Annotated in this window: 14 protein-coding genes; 11 read left to right on the top strand and 3 right to left on the bottom strand. The window is 33.6% G+C overall.

Annotation, left to right across the window (positions count from 1 at the left end; translation table 11 throughout):
• Positions 1–142 precede the first annotated feature (142 nt).
• The 3 genes from CCAND38_RS10405 to CCAND38_RS10395 are packed head-to-tail and all read left to right on the top strand — an operon-like array spanning position 143 to position 3,466.
• Complete coding sequence (locus CCAND38_RS10405; protein ID WP_042345273.1) at positions 143–1,813, top strand: L,D-transpeptidase family protein; 1,671 nt, start codon at positions 143–145, stop codon at positions 1,811–1,813.
• Between the two features lie 17 nt (positions 1,814–1,830).
• Entirely contained in the window at positions 1,831–3,081 is a 1,251-nt protein-coding gene (locus CCAND38_RS10400; protein WP_042345271.1) for an ABC transporter permease, read from the top strand.
• Positions 3,074–3,466: a thiol-disulfide oxidoreductase DCC family protein gene (locus CCAND38_RS10395; RefSeq protein ID WP_042345269.1), complete on the top strand. Its 393-nt coding sequence runs from the start codon at positions 3,074–3,076 to the stop codon at positions 3,464–3,466. Before CCAND38_RS10400 ends, CCAND38_RS10395 begins: the two co-directional genes overlap by 8 nt.
• Before the next feature lie 65 nt (positions 3,467–3,531).
• On the opposite strand, the gene CCAND38_RS10390 is transcribed toward CCAND38_RS10395, so the two are convergent.
• The 3 genes from CCAND38_RS10390 to CCAND38_RS10380 all read right to left on the bottom strand — a co-directional run bounded on the left by CCAND38_RS10390 (position 3,532) and on the right by CCAND38_RS10380 (position 6,370).
• Entirely contained in the window at positions 3,532–4,488 is a 957-nt protein-coding gene (locus tag CCAND38_RS10390; RefSeq protein WP_042345267.1) for a lysylphosphatidylglycerol synthase transmembrane domain-containing protein, read from the bottom strand.
• A gap of 18 nt (positions 4,489–4,506) precedes the next feature.
• Positions 4,507–4,857, bottom strand: a complete 351-nt coding sequence (gene panD, locus CCAND38_RS10385; RefSeq protein ID WP_042345342.1) for an aspartate 1-decarboxylase — start codon at positions 4,855–4,857, stop codon at positions 4,507–4,509.
• A gap of 1,006 nt (positions 4,858–5,863) precedes the next feature.
• Positions 5,864–6,370: a helix-turn-helix domain-containing protein gene (locus CCAND38_RS10380; protein WP_042006528.1), complete on the bottom strand. Its 507-nt coding sequence runs from the start codon at positions 6,368–6,370 to the stop codon at positions 5,864–5,866.
• Positions 6,371–6,738: 368 nt separating this feature from the next.
• Here CCAND38_RS10380 and CCAND38_RS10375 point away from each other — a divergent pair, with 368 nt between their 5' ends.
• The 8 genes from CCAND38_RS10375 (at position 6,739) to CCAND38_RS10340 (ending at position 17,304) form a co-directional block, all read left to right on the top strand.
• Entirely contained in the window at positions 6,739–7,764 is a 1,026-nt protein-coding gene (locus CCAND38_RS10375) for an aldose epimerase family protein (RefSeq protein ID WP_420896113.1), read from the top strand.
• A gap of 35 nt (positions 7,765–7,799) precedes the next feature.
• The gene (gene bioA / locus CCAND38_RS10370) at positions 7,800–9,080 is read left to right on the top strand and encodes an adenosylmethionine--8-amino-7-oxononanoate transaminase (protein ID WP_042345262.1); all 1,281 of its coding nucleotides are present in this window, start codon (positions 7,800–7,802) and stop codon (positions 9,078–9,080) included.
• Positions 9,081–9,404: 324 nt separating this feature from the next.
• Positions 9,405–10,448, top strand: coding sequence for an endolytic transglycosylase MltG (gene mltG / locus CCAND38_RS10365; protein ID WP_042345260.1), 1,044 nt, complete (start codon positions 9,405–9,407; stop codon positions 10,446–10,448).
• A 78-nt stretch (positions 10,449–10,526) separates the two neighbouring features.
• Positions 10,527–12,935 (top strand): alpha-ketoacid dehydrogenase subunit alpha/beta, encoded by a 2,409-nt coding sequence (locus CCAND38_RS10360; protein ID WP_042345258.1) that lies wholly within the window; start codon positions 10,527–10,529, stop codon positions 12,933–12,935.
• Positions 12,936–13,597: 662 nt separating this feature from the next.
• Positions 13,598–14,425 (top strand): dihydropteroate synthase, encoded by an 828-nt coding sequence (gene folP / locus CCAND38_RS10355; RefSeq protein ID WP_042345256.1) that lies wholly within the window; start codon positions 13,598–13,600, stop codon positions 14,423–14,425.
• Positions 14,418–15,011: a hypothetical protein gene (locus CCAND38_RS11415; protein WP_052458238.1), complete on the top strand. Its 594-nt coding sequence runs from the start codon at positions 14,418–14,420 to the stop codon at positions 15,009–15,011. Before folP ends, CCAND38_RS11415 begins: the two co-directional genes overlap by 8 nt.
• Positions 15,012–15,062: 51 nt before the next feature.
• Complete coding sequence (locus tag CCAND38_RS10345; RefSeq protein ID WP_042006574.1) at positions 15,063–15,848, top strand: diadenylate cyclase; 786 nt, start codon at positions 15,063–15,065, stop codon at positions 15,846–15,848.
• 184 nt (positions 15,849–16,032) lie between these two features.
• Positions 16,033–17,304, top strand: a complete 1,272-nt coding sequence (locus CCAND38_RS10340; RefSeq protein WP_042345253.1) for a DUF2851 family protein — start codon at positions 16,033–16,035, stop codon at positions 17,302–17,304.
• Positions 17,305–17,312: the final 8 nt, after the last annotated feature.

Below are 17,312 nucleotides of genomic sequence, written 5' to 3'. Positions count from 1 at the left end.
TTGTACATAGGGTGTTATCTTCTATATAAGCAGTTAACAATAAATAAAATTTATGGAAATAAAGGGAAATTAATTGGCAGTTATTTTCAAATTCCCGATTTAGATAATATTTCCAAATTAGAACTTAAAAATAGAACAGTAAATGAATAAATATTTGTTAATCCTTTTAGTGGGGTTTGTACTTTTCCAAAGTTGTAAAAATAATTCGAATCCAAAGGAATTGATTGATGAAATCAAATCACGTGAGGTGTTTGAAAATAACAAAACAATCTCATTTTCAGACACTACAGAGGTTTCTTTTGAAAGAATAACTGTAAAAGATAAAGAAGTATTAGCGGAATTAAAAAGTTTTTATTCTCAAAATGGCTATAGTACACGTTGGCTTTACGAAAAAAAACCGACTAATTTGTTTTATGGCTATATGAAAGTATTGGAAAAATCAGAAAATTACGGATTGAATCCAGAAACGTACCGTTATAAGGCTTTGCAGCATTTGGTAGACAGTCTCTATTCTAAAACGGTTGATTTTATGCAACTTGAACAAGCTGATAAAGAAATAACGGCTTCTTTTTTATTGTTAACGAAGCATTTAGGTAGCGGACGTGTATCTAAATTATCACATGGTCAACACGTTTGGAAGAAAATCAAACGCAATCGAAACGATCTTGAAATTCTATTAAAATTAGAAGATACAGATGATTTGGTAACCGTGATTGATGCTTTACATCCCAACCATCTCCTGTACAAGCGAATGAGTGAAAAATACGCTGAATTGAGAGCTGATACTCAGCCGGATTCAATCATTAAAATTGCTTTTGAGAATCCAAAGTTATTTGTTGATGGGTATAAGCATTCGGCAGTGGAGGCTATGCGGCATAATTTAAAACAGAAAGGTTATGAAGTCACTCCGTTGGTTTCGACAAATGTGGTTGATACCGTTTTGTTAAATGCCCTCAAAAAGTTTCAGGAAACCAAAGGCATTACTCCTGATGGTGTTCCAGGGAAGACAACTCTCTATCACTTAAATATGACCAAGGCTCAAAAAGTGGAACTTCTAAAACTTAATATGGAGCGTATGCGTTGGTTAAACAATGATTTAGGTGATGATTATCTCATTGTGAATATTCCTGATTTTAAGTTATTTGTATATCATAAAGATTCAATGATTCATCAAATGAATGTGGTAGTAGGCAGGGAATATACCGCAACTCCTGTCTTTGTTGATTCGATTCGTTACGTAGAATTTCGACCTACTTGGACGGTGCCACAGAGCATTATTCACAATGAAATGATTCCACAAATGGTGTCGGAGAATGATGCCGAAAAATACCAAAAACGAGGCTATACCATTTATGAAAATGGTGAAAAGATTGATCCGAATAGTGTAGATTGGACAAATCCTGAAATCAGAAAGCGTAAATTTCGTTTTGTAGAAGCTCCATCAGCTCGGAACTCATTGGGGCTGGTGAAATTTATTTTAACCAACGATATGAGTATTTATCTACACGACACTCCTTCAACACGATTGTTTTCACGTGAAGAAAGAGCTTTTAGTCATGGTTGTGTGCGTGTGGAACAACCTGCCGAATTGGCGTATTTACTGCTTAAGAATCAAGATGAATGGACACGTGAGAAGGTAGACCAAGCAATGCAATCGGGGCCCAATCAAAATCGTATTACTCTAAAAAACAGATACTTAATCAGTTTGTTGTATATTACCGCTTGGGTTGATGAAAATAATCAGCTTATTATCAAAAATGATATTTATGGTTTTGACCAACAGCAACTTAAAGAGTTGAAAGTATATGAATAGACTTAAAATTTCGTAGTATGGCAATCCGATTTACAGTTATTCGAGAAAATATAAAAATTGCTTTAGAGTCAATCAAAAGCCAGTTGTTGCGTACAATTCTTACGGTGCTAATCATTGCTATCGGTATAACGGCATTAGTTGGGATTTTGAGTGTTATCACAGCACTCCGCAACACTTTGGAAGGTAACTTTTCAAAAATGGGATCCAATACATTTTCTATTACACGCTATCAGTATACCCAACGAGTTCAAGGCAGCGGAGCTAATGAGAAGATAAATCCGCCCATTAGTTACCAAAATGCAATAGCATTCAGAGAACAATTACAAAATCCGTTTGCACAAATCAGTATTTCATTGTTTTCATCTGCTTCGGTTGAAGTTAAATACGAAAATCAAAAAACCGATCCTTCATCAAAAGTGATTGGAGTGGATGAGTTCTATATTAAAAATTCGGGCTTAGAACTTGACAGTGGTCGGGATTTCAGTAAGTTAGATATTGAGAATAATGCAGAAGTTTGTATTATTGGAGCTGATTTTACAAAAAAATTATTAAAAGATGTCAATCCTATTGGTAAGGTTATTTCTATTAAAGGACATAAATTTACAATTATTGGCGTATTGGAGTCAAAAGGTTCTACATTTGGAAATAATGAAGATATGCAAGTGTTGATTCCATTAGGGATTGCTCGTTCGGTTTTTACGCTCCAAAATCCGAATTTTGCAATAAAAGTAAAGGTAAATGATAAAGGTAAGCTAGATGTCGTTATGGATGATGCACTTATTGTTATGCGTAACATTCGAAGCCTCAGACCATTGGATGAAGATAATTTTGGTATGGAACGCAGTGATGATTTATTGCATCGTATTGAAAGTATCACACAAGGCATTGGAATTGCAGGGTTTGTGATTGGATTGATTACTATTTTAGGATCGTCGATTGCTTTGTTGAATATTATGCTCGTTTCTGTAACTGAACGTACCAAAGAAATTGGTATTCGCAAGGCTTTAGGAGCTCATCGTAAGGCAATTACAATGCAATTTTTCACTGAAACAGTTATCATTGCACAATTGGGAGCCATGGCAGGAATTGTTTTAGGCATAACATTAGGTTACTTCATTTCACTCGTAGCAGATTTTGATTTTATAATTCCATGGGGAGTCATTTTTGTGGCCATTTTGATAGCCTTTGTAGTAGCCATTATTTCAGGGTTATACCCTGCGATGAAGGCTTCCAAGTTAGATCCTGTTGAAGCTCTTCGTTATGAATAATTCTTTTTTGATTTTTGATGGTGATTGCCTTTTTTGTAATCGGATAGCTTATCATTTAGCAAAATCCGACAAGCGGGATAGTTTTAAATTTGTGTCAAGCACCTCTGAAACGGGACAATATTTTATCGTAAAATATCAATTGCAAAAGTTTGTAGATAAAACAGTTATAGTTCGAGTAGGGGAGGTGTTTTATATAAAATCAAAAGCCATTTTTATGTTTTTGAAAGAAAGTAATATGTATCCATTGCTTCGGTTTATTATTTGGATAACTCCTACATTTATAGCTGATTTTGTGTATGACATTATTGCAAAACATCGTAAGAAACTCATTAAAAAAGAATGCCCCATACTGCCTCCTGAAATTCGTAAAAAGTTTTTGAATTAATTTGGTTCAAAGCTCTACGAGTTGCGTGTTTTCGATATTTTTCTCATTTTCAGAAAGAAACATTTCTAATCTTCTTGATATCTATTTAATAACGGGAGTAAAATAAAAGAAATTCCTCCGAAAAAGAGAGTCATAAAGAACTGTGCTGTCCATACAATCCAACCAAAAGCGGTACCTGACACTAAAGGTATGCCAAAAAGTAGTAAAATTTCTGCTATAAAAAAGGGATATGAACCAAAGCCACCATTAGTAAAAGCTATGGCAAAACTGCCTACTACAAAGGATGTTAGTACCGTTCCTATGCTAACGTAGGAGGTCTCAGGTAGAGCAAGAAACGGAAGATAGAACATCAAAACGTACATTGTCCAAATGAAAATTGTATGCAATAAAAAAGCTCCTCGTCGCCGTAGTTTAAGTATGGAAAAAATACCTTCTTTAAGTCCTGCTACAAAATTGCGTACCTTTAAAGCAATGAAATGTGTTGATTTATAGACCCATATAGAAAATAATACTCCAAGAACTAATACAATTCCTAAAAGAAAAATCAATTTTTGGAAAGGAATTATCGACAGTAAAAACTCGCTAATTAAATTAAATTGAAGTAGAAAAGCAGTCAACGTGAACGATAGTAATAGGATTAGATCAACTACTCGTTCCGAAATTATGGTTCCTATACTTTTGTCAAAAGGCACACCATCATAACGATTTACTACCAAAGCTCTTGATATTTCCCCAGATCTTGGGATAGTAACGTTTACTAAATATCCGATAAAAACTGCCATTATCCGATTATAGCTACGAGTTCTGTATCCCATAGGGTTGAGTAATAATTCCCATCGTAAAGCACGTGAGACATTGCTCAAAAAACCGAGTAAAACTGATAATATAATATAAAAATAATCCGCTTTTAAGAACTTTTCTTTGATTTCATTCAGCTGCTCATCAGTGAATTGGCTGTAAGCATACCAGCATAAAAAAACACCTAAAAATAGCGGAAGGATAGTTTTTATTAACTTCATTATCAGTATTTTATGTTTTATTTATTCTATTTTATTTGTCTTTTCATTGGGGAAAATAATCCAAGGTTTAAAGGCCTTAGCTTCCTCAAAATCTAAAATTCCGTAGGAAATGATGATAATGATATCGCCTCGCTGTACCTTCCGAGCTGCAGGCCCGTTAAGAATTACCTCTCCCGAACCTCGTTTTCCTTTAATAATATAGGTCTCCAAACGTTCACCATTGTTTACGTTTACGATTGCAACTTTCTCTCCTTCAATCATATTGGCTGCTTCCATCAAATCTTCATCGATTGTGATGCTTCCTACATAATTTAGGTCAGCTCCAGTAACTGTAACTCGGTGAATTTTAGATTTTAATACTTCTATTTGCATTTTGTAAATCATTAAAAATCGGGCAAAGATACTAAAAAAAGAAATAATTAAAGTTTTCCATAAAAATTTTATCACAAATTTGAATTCGTATGATTGTTATTCCTTTTAAAGAGTAGGGGACAGCGATTATTCTTGTTAGATAGAACTTCTTCGATGAAAAATACATTGGATAATACAACCTCAGCAAAAAAATATTGACCAAAATAAAAAATAAAAATCCGTTAATGGAAGTCGTTTTTTCAGGATTTATTTTATAAAGCTGACTGCGAATATATCTGTAAAATTTTACAGTTTAAATAATTGGTAATAAGTAATTTATATATCAATATATAAATAATAACTTTAATATATATAAAAATATGTTTTTGAAGAAGTATTAATGTAATTCAAATATCTGTAAATCAATTATTTAAAAATAAACATCAAAATAACTGCCAAAATGTCATATATTAATAAATTGTTACTAATATTAAAGTATTAATTTATAAATTAATATTTAAGTATTTTATAATCATTATTTTATATATAAAAAAATTTATTTCATTTTTTCATCTTATTTTATTAAGAAAAATAGTATATATTTCAAATGATTTTTATGAGGTAAAAAATAAACTTACGTTCGTAAAAACCATTTTTGGACGCTGAATTAGTATGGAAAATAACTTCTTACTATGTTATCTAGGAAAGAAAAAGCGAATAAAAAATGGGAAGTAGATTTCTAATCTTGATATTTTCCTATTGTAGCAGTTCTGATGAGCAGACATCATCTGAGAATAGGAATTTTGTAAGATGAAACGTGAGGTGTTTATCACAGCATGACATATTTAGGAAAGTATAAAAAATTGATGTCAATATCAAGTGTTTGACCTGATGTAATACCACCTACAATTTGTTTTTACATTTACAGACTTTAGTACCAATAACACGAGAGAAAAGAGGTAGCACAGTAAATAGTCACCATCCTAATGAATTTAAGTGCAAAAAAAGATTTGTTTACAAAAGTAAATTAATTTTCGAAAACCTCAAAGCTATTATCGTCATAAAAAAAGATAATCTTCTTCAATTGTTTTTTGTTGTTTACTTTTGTAACAAATGTATTTTCTACAACTTTGGAGATTGGTGAAATCTGTTGATAAGAAATTTCGCTTTCAGGTTCTTTTACTCTTACTACGTTTTGAGGTGGGTTTTGTTTTCTTTTAGTAGTAGCAGATTGTTCGGGTTCATCACCAAAAAGATTTGTTTGCATAATAGACTTTTTTTCTTCAATTTTAGTTACAGAATTTTCTTTAGAAGGAAAATTACCTTTTCCTTGTGTTATCCAGTGAAAATTAACTTCAGGAAACTGCTCTATGAGCTTCATTATGAACTCTAAACTAGGTTTATTACGTTCAGACAATAAATGCGAAATACTTGATCGTTGTATGTCAAGTATATCAGCTAAAGAAGAAGCATTAAGGTCATAGTGTTCCATAATTTCTTGTAACCTTTTAACGAAATCAGGGGTGTTTATCATTGTAAAGTCTTTTTTAAATTAAAGATGGCACAAATGTAAACTATTTTTTTGAAACATACAAACATTTAAAAGTAATAAACAAGGTTTATTGCAAGTACTCTAATTTACAATTGTAACGCAAAAACTGTGAATTATATTCATATACACAAATGTAAACACGAATTAGATTTATTTAGTAAGTACAATTTTGATAATTAATTTTCTCTCACAACTATCCTAAACTTTTTTCATAAAAATTGCCTGAGAATGCCTTATACTTGTAAAAATCTAACTCCCGTTCGAAAGTTTTTAATTTTGGGACGGGAGTATGTTTTTGTGTAAAATCTTTGCAAAATCCCAAAAAAAGGTGTACATTCGTCCGAAAAAATATAATGAAACAGATACATAAAAAAACTTTCGGAACATACGCAGGTAAAAACGTAACACTCATCACGTTAGAGAATAGTAAAGGTATGGAAGTCTCCATTATGAACTACGGAGGTATCATCACTTCTATAAAATATCCTGTGAATGGAAAAAAAATAGAAACAGTCTTAGGATTTGATACTTTTGAAGAATACTTAAGTGAGGCTTATCGCAAGGAATATCCTTATTTCGGGGCTATTATTGGACGAAATGCAGGGCGTATTAAAGGAGGAAAAACAACGCTTAATGGTAAAGAACTTCAGTTGACGGTGAACCATGGAGCAGCTCAATTGCACGGTGGTTTTCAAGGATTCGATAGTAAAGTTTGGGAAATTGTTGAAGTTGGTGATAGCCAGAATTTATTCGTAGTCTTAAAATACATTTCACCAGATGGAGAAGAAGGCTTTCCAGGCGAAGTCGTAGTAACCGTTACTTATTCACTCAACGATGATAATGAACTTCGTGTGGATTATCATGGAAAAACGGATAAACCAACTATTTTAAACCTGACACAGCATACGTATTTTAACTTTAATAGTGATTCAAAAAATATATTGAACCATCTTTTACAGGTCAATGGAAATCGCTACTCGCCATTGAATCCCGACTATTCTCCAACTGGTGAATTGCTTCTTGTAGAAAATACATATTTAGATTATAGAAAGCCAGTAACTGTACATCCAGATATAGACAATGCTTTTCCTCGTCAAGTATCTGAAAATGAAGTTGTAGGTTCGTTGATATGTGAAGAAAGTAACATCCGAATGGACGTAAGAACCAATCAGCCTGTACTGCATATTTATGGAGGATACTACGTGCCAGAGCTACATCCAGAAGGCAGAAAATCAACAGGACAAAACGCAGGAATATGCTTTGAATGTCAAGGATTTGCTGATGCTTTGAACTATCCGCAGTTTCCGTCAACGCAATTGAATCCTGAGGATGAATATTCCTATTTTGCAACATTCCACTTTTTTGAAAATAAATAGGTCAAAATGCTACCTATATTTTACATATTTTTAAAATGAATTTACAACAACGAGACGAACGCCATCTATGGCATCCTTACACTCAACATAAAACAGCCATGTATCCCATCGGTATTGTTAAAGGAAAAGATGCCTTACTTTGGGATGAAAACGGTAAACAATATATAGATGCTATCGCCAGTTGGTGGGTAAATGTATTCGGACATGCTAATCCTCATTTAGCCGAGGCAGCTTTCAAACAACTCTCGCAACTGGAACATGTACTCTTTGGTGGATTTACTCACGAACCAGCTGTAAAACTCGCCGAAAAACTAATTGAATTATTGCCTGAAAATCAACAAAAAATATTCTTTTCTGATAATGGTTCAACGGCAGTAGAAGTAGCTATAAAGATGGCTATTCAATATTTTTTTAACAAAGGACAAAAAAAGCATGTTATTGTAGCCTTTGAAAACGCATTTCATGGTGACACCTTCGGAGCAATGGCAGCTTCAGGGATTTCTTTTTTTACCGAATCTTTTAAAAATCAATTACTTGAAGTGGTTCGTATTCCAATTCCTGAAAAAGGAAAAGAACAGGATTCGGAGAGAAAATTAGCTGAAGTCATAAAGAAATACAATCCTGCGGCTTTCATTTTTGAACCTTTAGTGCAAGGAGCTGCGGGTATGCGAATGTATGCACCTGAAGCATTGGATAGATTAATTCAAATAGCTAAAAATGAAAAAGTTATCACAATAGCTGATGAAGTAATGACAGGATTTGGCAGAACAGGAAAAATATTTGCCTGTGATTATTTGAATGAAAAGCCAGATATCATTTGTTTGTCCAAAGCCTTAACAGGAGGTACGATTCCACTTGCAGTAACTTCAACTACTCAAGCTATTTTTGATGCTTTTTGTAGTGATGATGTTAATAAAGCATTTTTTCACGGGCATACCTATATGGCAAATCCTACAGGTTGTGCTATTGCTTTGGAAACCATTCGAATTTTGCAAACTAATGATTGTAGCCAAAACATACAGCGAATATCAGATTTGCACAAACAGTTTATAAATAAAATGAAAAGCAACTCAAAGACAAGCGGTTGGCGTAGTTTGGGAGTAATTTTAGCTTTTGAAGTGAATACTAATGCAGGAAATGAATACTATGGCAGTATACGCAATCAGCTATATGATTTTTTTATTTCTAAAGGAATTATCTTGCGTCCTGTTGGAAATACAGTATATGTATTTCCTTCCTATGTTATTACAAATCAGCAGTTAACGCAGGTCTACGATGCTATTGAAGAAGCCATTGAAAAATTTGGAATTGAATAAATAGGGAAATACATATTTAGCACTGTTTGAAACTATCAGTTTCGGTGGTTATTTTCAATTTTCATTAATTTGTAATCACTCCCGTCCGAAAGTTTTTAATTTTCGGATAGATATTTTGCTATAATACTCTGATATCGTGTATTTTATCTTCGGTAATATTGACCATTTCATGCAGTCCAAATTGGTCGTTCTAAATGGGGAAATTTTGAGTTCGCCTAATGCTATATCCTTTATTTATCAATAAACCTTTGGTAAAGCCAAATATTCTTGTAAATTTGTGGCATATTATTTTTACGTAGAATATAAATTTCAATATATAACGACATGTATTTCAAGAAAATATTAATCGCTATTTCAATTATTGGTTTAATTATTTTAGGTTTCTTTTCCTACTCAATTTACAATCTTATTTTAGCTCCTAACACCAATTTTGAGGAGCGTGAAATTGAAATATTCATTCCAACAGGAGCTTATTTTAGCGATGTTACGCATGTGCTAAATCCATATTTGTCTGATATAGAATCATTTATACAGGTAGCCAAGCAGAAAAAATATGTTGATAACATCAAGGCGGGTCGTTATATCATCAAAAAAGGAAGTAGTAATAATGACATAATCAATGTATTACGCAGTAAAAATAGACCTATAAAATTGACTTTCAACAACCAAGAGACGTTAGAAAATTTAGCAGGACGGGTTGCACAGCAAATTGAAGCGGATAGCATTTCGCTGTTGAATGCTTTCTTAGATCCTCAATTTTTGACTGAAAATGAATTTACATCGAAAGATGTGTTAGGAATGTACTTACCCAACACGTATGAATTTTTTTGGAATACTTCAGCTACGCAGTTTAGAGATCGTATGCTCAAGGAGTACCGTCGTTTTTGGAATTCAGACAGAATAGAAAAAGCTAAAAATCAAAATCTTACGCCAAAGCAAGTGAGTGTTTTAGCTTCGATTGTGCAAAAAGAAACAGCGCAAGTATCGGAACAGAGTAGGGTAGCGGGGGTTTATATCAACCGCTTAAGAAATAATATGCTCCTTCAAGCCGATCCTACGGTTATTTATGCCATCAAGGAACACACTGGTAAGCATGATACTATCATAAAAAGGGTGTTAAATCGTGATTTGACAATCGACTCTCCGTATAACACCTATAAGTACGCAGGACTGCCACCAGCTCCTATCGCCATGTCGGATATTTCAGCAATTGAAGCTGTATTAAGCCCTGAAAATCATGATTTTTTCTATTTCGTAGCAGATGTTGAAAAACCTGGGTTTCACAAGTTTGCGTCTACCTACTCGCAGCATCTGATTAACAGTCGAGTTTATCACGAGTGGATTAATGCACAAGGAATTAGAAGATAAACGGATGAAGCATACCTCAAATTCTTTGCTTATATCATAAAATTATATTACCTTTGAGGTCGCTATATTTTCAGAATTATGACACGAAAAAATAAAATACAAACAACAATTCATTTATCGAAAGAAGATATTTTAACAGACTATAGAACAGCAGTAATTAGCCGTGAATGTAGTCTTCTGGGTAGGAGAGAAGTCCTTACCGGAAAGGCCAAATTTGGTATTTTCGGAGACGGAAAAGAAGTACCTCAGTTGGCAATGGCTAGAGCGTTCCAAGATGGTGATTTCAGAAGTGGTTACTACCGTGATCAAACTTTTATGATGGCCATTGGAGCATTTACTATTGAAAACTTCTTTGCAGGACTCTATGCTAATCCTGATATCGAAGCAGATCCAACCAGTGCAGGACGGCAAATGGGAGGGCATTTTGCCACTCACAGTTTAGACGAAAACGGCAATTGGAAAAATTTATTACAACAGAAAAATAGTAGTAGCGACATTTCTCCCACTGCTGGACAAATGCCACGTTTACTTGGATTAGCTCAGGCTTCAAAAATATTCAGGGAAGTACCCCAAACAGAAAAAGAAAAATTTTCAAACAACGGAAATGAAGTAGCTTGGGGAACTATTGGAAATGCCAGTACCAGTGAAGGTCATTTTTTTGAGACCCTCAACGCTGCAGGGGTGTTGCAAGTACCTATGGTAATTTCGGTTTGGGATGACAACTATGGAATTTCGGTACCTGCTAAATATCAAACTACTAAAGAGAATATTTCCGAAATATTGAAAGGATTCCAGCGTGATGAGAATAACAATGGTTATGAAATTTTCGTTGTGAACGGATGGGATTATCCTGCTTTGTTGGAAGTTTTTGAAAAAGCTGGAAAAATTGCTCGTGAAGAACATGTCCCTGTACTGATTCACGTTCGGGAACTCACACAACCTCAAGGACATTCAACCTCTGGATCGCACGAACGTTACAAAAGTACTGAGCGACTGGAGTGGGAACGTGAATTTGACTGTAATCTGAAAATGCGTCAGTGGATTGTTGAGAGTGGCATTGCTACCGAAGAAGAAGTAGCATCCATTGATGCTGAGGCTAAGAAAATGGTTCGGGATGGGAAAAAACGAGCTTGGGAAGCTTATCAAAATCCTATTTTCAGGGAAAGAAACAGTTTAATTGAGATTATAGAATTATCTGTAAATGAATCATTTAAAAATTATGATGCTGTTCAAAGCATAAAAAACCATTTAGCCTCTATTTCTACCATTTCACGCCGAGATGTAGCAAGTGCCGCACGTAGAGTATTGCGATATGTTGCCACTGAAACGACAACTAACGCAGAAACCTTACGTAGTTGGATCAATGATTATTTTGCTGAAAATCAACCGAAATATAGCAGTCATTTGTATATTGAAAATGAAAAAAATCCAACATTGGTCACAGAGGTAAAACCTATCTACAAAGAAAATGCTGAACTGGTTGATGCTAGGGTAGTGCTACGCGAAAATTTTGACGGATTATTTGCTAAATATCCAAATTTACTCATTTTTGGGGAAGATACAGGAAACATCGGTGATGTAAATCAAGGATTGGAAGGTTTGCAAAAGAAATATGGAGAGCTGAGAGTTGCTGATACTGGTATTCGTGAAGCTACCATTATTGGACAGGGTATTGGTTTGGCTATGAGAGGGTTACGTCCAATTGCCGAGATTCAATACCTAGACTATATTTTATATGGATTACAAACGATGAGCGATGATTTAGCTACGGTACATTATCGAACCTTAGGTCGGCAGATGGCTCCGCTGATTGTCAGAACTCGTGGACACCGTTTGGAAGGAATTTGGCATGCAGGTTCGCATATGGGAGCTCTGTTGCATTTATTGCGTGGCGTACATATTCTGGTACCTCGAAATATGACCAAAGCGGCAGGTTTTTATAATACCTTATTAGAGTGTAACCAACCTGCAGTAGTCATCGAATGCCTGAATGGATATCGACTTAAAGAGCAGTTACCGAGTAACTTAACAGAATTTAAAACTCCTGTAGGAGTAGTAGAAACGGTACGTGAAGGAAAAGACATTACGATAGTTTCCTATGGTTCAACATTACGAATCGTCTGTCAGGTTGCTGAAGAGTTGTCTGAATTTGGAATTGACGCGGAAGTTATTGATATTCAGTCTTTATTGCCGTTTGATTTGAATCATGATATTGTAAAAAGCATAGCTAAAACGAATCGTTTGCTAATTATTGATGAAGACGTTCCAGGCGGAGCTTCGGCATACATCATGCAAAAAATATTAGAAGAGCAAAATGCGTATCAGTATTTGGATTCTGCACCTCAAACTCTTTGCTCAAAAGATCATCGACCTGCTTATGCTAGTGATGGAGATTATTTTTCAAAACCGAATGCAGAAGACATCTTCGAAAAAATTTATGAAATCATGAGAGAGTCAAATCCTGCAAAATTTCCAAAAATTCTTTAGTTCAGTAGGAAATTCAAAATAACGTTATTAAAATCTCCAAGGTTTATCATAAGGTAGAATTTAGGAGATTTTTCTTAATTTTAAAAATCCTATTTTACATAATATAAATTATAGTACAAAAATATGAAAAAGAAAAAAATATTACAAAACAACAATAATCAGATAAAATTATATAAAATGAACTCGTATTGACTTTTTATTTTGCTTAAATTACTATCTCAAAGTACCAAAAATATGAAAATCATTAAGTTAAATCTTCTTTTTATGGATTTTTAACGAAAGAATCATTATATTTACTTTTTAATGATTATTTTTTTCAAATAAGTCGAGATACCTTCAATGTTTAAAAAGAAATGTCACTTAAATTCCATTAGTAAGTACAATTTTTTGGGATCGTTTTTCTCTTTTTTCTTTGGGCTGGCTCAAAGAGCAAAATTCTTCCAAAAACCTTAATCAATTTGAATGATTTTTATACGGAACTGCCGAGGAATCAGGTCTAAAATTTGTCCGATTACTGGTTTATTTGTACCTTTGCTTCGTTTGGATGGTACTATAATTGATAAAATTCGGGATTTTTTTAATATACAGTATTCTCAAGTAAAACTTTTATTTAGAAAGTTTCGGACGGTTATGAAAGTATTTATAAAAGAAAACATATACAAATGACAATCAATTGCAAAGGAATTTTAGTTTCATTAGAACGTCCGAAAGTGATGGGAATTTTGAATGCTACACCCGATTCATTCTATGAAAACAGTCGGATTACAGAAACAGAGGTGTTGAAAAAAGCTACGCAAATGTTGGTAGATGGTGCTGACTTTTTGGATGTTGGTGGATATAGCTCACGTCCAAATGCGGATGAAGTTTTAGAAATTACTGAATCACAACGCGTTGTTCCAATCATTCGTAGTCTAGTCAAAGAGTTTCCAAATTTGCCGATTTCCGTGGACACATTTCGTAGTGAAATCGCACGACAATGTTTGCTTGAAGGTGCGGCAATGGTGAATGACATTTCAGCAGGACAGTTGGATGAAAAGATGTGGGATGTTGTGGCTGAATTCCAAGTTCCATACATTGCAATGCATTTGCGAGGTACTCCACAAACTATGAATCAATTTACTGATTATGAAAATATTGTCACTGAAATGATTCATTATTTTTCCAAAATAAAAGCTAAAGCACAGCTGTGGGGTATCAATGATTGCATCATTGATCCTGGTTTCGGTTTTTCAAAAACCTTAGATCAAAACTACGAAGTTTTACAAAAAATGGAATTATTCCAATCGTTGGACTTACCTATTCTGGTAGGATTTTCAAGAAAATCAATGCTATATAATCTTTTGGGAGTCGATTCTTCTAAGGCTTTGAATGCAACCACGGTAGTTAATACAATAGCACTGATGAAAGGAGCTTCTATTTTGAGAGTTCACGATGTTAAGGAAGCGGTAGAATGTGTAAATATATTTAATAAAACATCTGAAAATGAATAGATTAATTATTTTAATACTTGCTCTTTTACTTTGGTCGTGTAACGAACGTAGCGTACAGTTACCCCAACTTTCACAGGCTCAACTTCCTACCGAGGTTACGGATTATTCACCCATCTATATCTTTTTTAATGAAAATTCTGGATTAGCCGACTTGAACAGAAAGAACATGATTTCAACAACCCATTGGGTATTTAACATTGATAAGCGATTACCTCTGTCTGAAGTAGGAAAAACAATGTTAACAATGCAGAAAAAACGGGCTACGATGAGTTTTCACAGTAATCCTGATGCAAAAAACTATTTCACTATAGCCGATATGCATGATCATAAGTATAAATTTTTAGAGTTTACTACTACCCAATTTGAGGTAATTACTGAAATACAAAATCAAGATAAAGTATTAGAAATAAGTGATTTAAAAAACATAAAACACCTTATAGAAACACTAAAAGCTAATCCAAGTGAAACAATTTCCATGGATGGGAGTATATCGTTTCAAGATTTTGTTGTATTTTTACAGAAGATACAAGAAGTAGGTCTTTTTTTTAAGACAATAACCATTCTTGATATTGATAAAGTCAAATAAAGAAAGGTAAAAAAGGTTCTACTAAAAACCTAATCAGAAAGTAAAAAGGATATGAAATTATTTGAGATTTTAGATTTTTCAATAGCCGATGCTATTGATATTCTTTTAGTTGCGATGTTACTTTACTATGTGTATCGGCTTATTCGTGGTACAGTGGCAATTAATATTTTTTTGGGAATTGTCATCATCTATTTAATTTGGAAAATAACGGAAGCCTTACAGATGCAATTGCTCAGTAGTATTTTAGGTCAATTCATTGGTGTGGGGGTTTTTGCTCTAATTGTTGTTTTTCAGCAAGAAATACGAAAATTCTTACTTACCATAGGTTCAACAAATATTACAGCACGAAACAAATTTCAAAAGTTTTTTGGCTTTTTGCGTCTGACAAAAAAAGAATCCGCATTGGATGTGAAAGGATTGATTGCCGTATGCCGAAAATTAGGGGCTAACAATACTGGAGCGTTAATTGTACTGGAACGGAACATGTCATTAGAATTCGTTCGAGAGACGGGCGATAAAATGAATATCGAATTTTCGCAACCCATAATTGAAAGTATCTTCTTTAAAAACAGTCCTTTACATGATGGTGCTATCATCATAAAGGGAAATTTTATAGTAGCAACCCGTGTCATTCTGCCTGTAGCAGGAGAAAATAAATTGCCTAAACATTTCGGATTACGACACCGAGCGGCTGTGTCTATTTCGGAAAAAACGGATGCTTCAGCATTAATCGTTTCAGAAGAAACAGGACGTATTTCGTACGTAAAAGGAGGAGATTTTATCAAATATAAAAATGATGAAGAACTCTTCCTTTTGATTAATAAGGACTTGGGATAAAATCAAAATTTTCAGATTTGATACTTTGAATTTTTGATAACTAACCTCTGAGGATTGAATCTCTACTCCTGTTACTTTAAATATTTAAAATAATCTACTGATTTAAAATAACTTAAATTCATGTTTTTATTGATCCATAATTTAGGTTAGGAATTACTTGGATTTTGTTAATTAAGATTGCTCTATGAAAGAAGATTTTTTGCAGTACCTTTGGAAACATAAAATAGTTCCTCAAGTTTCTACGCTCACTTCTGGTCAAAATCTTGTTATACATTCTTTTGGAACACCAAACAGACTTTCAGGGGCTGATTTTTTTAATGCTCAATTACAAATTGATGAACAACTATGGGCAGGAAATGTGGAGTTACACGTAAAATCATCCTATTGGTATGCCCATCGACATGAGCAAGATCCTGCTTATCAAAACGTTATTCTACATGTGGTTTGGGAACATGATGTGGAAGTTTTTGATTGCAATCAACGTCCTATTCCTACTTTAGAACTTCGACACGTTATTGATCAAAATATCGTAAAACGATACGAAATCTTATTTTCTAAATCTCATACATTCATAAATTGTGATAAAAACTATAAAAAAGTACAAGAATATATCTTTTTTTCATGGAATGAGCGTCTTTTTGTTGAAAGATTAGAGCAAAAATCCTTTTTAATTGATAAATTATTGACAGAATCACATTCAGATTGGGAGAAGGTATTGTTCTTAATGCTCCTAAAAAGTTTTGGAGGGACTGTTAATGGAGAAAATTTCCTAAATATTGGGAAAACAATTGACTTTTCCATTATTCGGAAAGAGAAAAATAACCCGCTGTATGTAGAAGCTCTACTTTTTGGACAAGGTCAATTACTTTCAAAACCTACTGAAGGTACATATTTCCAAACACTATTGGCTAATTATGACTACCTAAAACGAAAATATAATCTGAAAAACAATAATTTGCATCTTGAATTTTCCAAACTCCGACCACAAGGTTTTCCAACCATTAGGCTTTCGCAATTGGGACAAGTATATGAAAAAAACGAAGGATTATTCTCAAAAATAATAGAAACTAAAGACATACAACAGCTCAAAACTGTACTTACTGTCGAAACATCGCCTTTCTGGGAAACGCACTATACCTTTGGAAAAACGTCTAAAAAAATAAAAAAGAAAATCAGCAATTCGTTGATTGAACTGATTTGGATAAACGTCATATTGCCTGTTAAATATATATACTTCAAATATTTAGGTAAAGACATTTCCGAAGAACTTATGGAAAGTCTACGGCAAATGAAACCTGAAAAAAATACGATTATTGACCATTTTGAAAATATAGGAGCATATCCAACTTCAGCATTTGATACTCAAATTTTATTACAACAATATAACCAATACTGCAAAGAGAAAAAATGCTTGAATTGTGCAGTAGGGATATCTTTATTAAAAGAAGAAAAATAGAGAATCTA

It is taken from the genome of Capnocytophaga canis (genome assembly GCF_000827555.1).
GTDB lineage: Bacteria > Bacteroidota > Bacteroidia > Flavobacteriales > Flavobacteriaceae > Capnocytophaga > Capnocytophaga canis.
The sequence above is the reverse complement of the archived record's forward strand: the minus strand, read 5'-3'. Positions and strand labels throughout refer to the sequence as shown.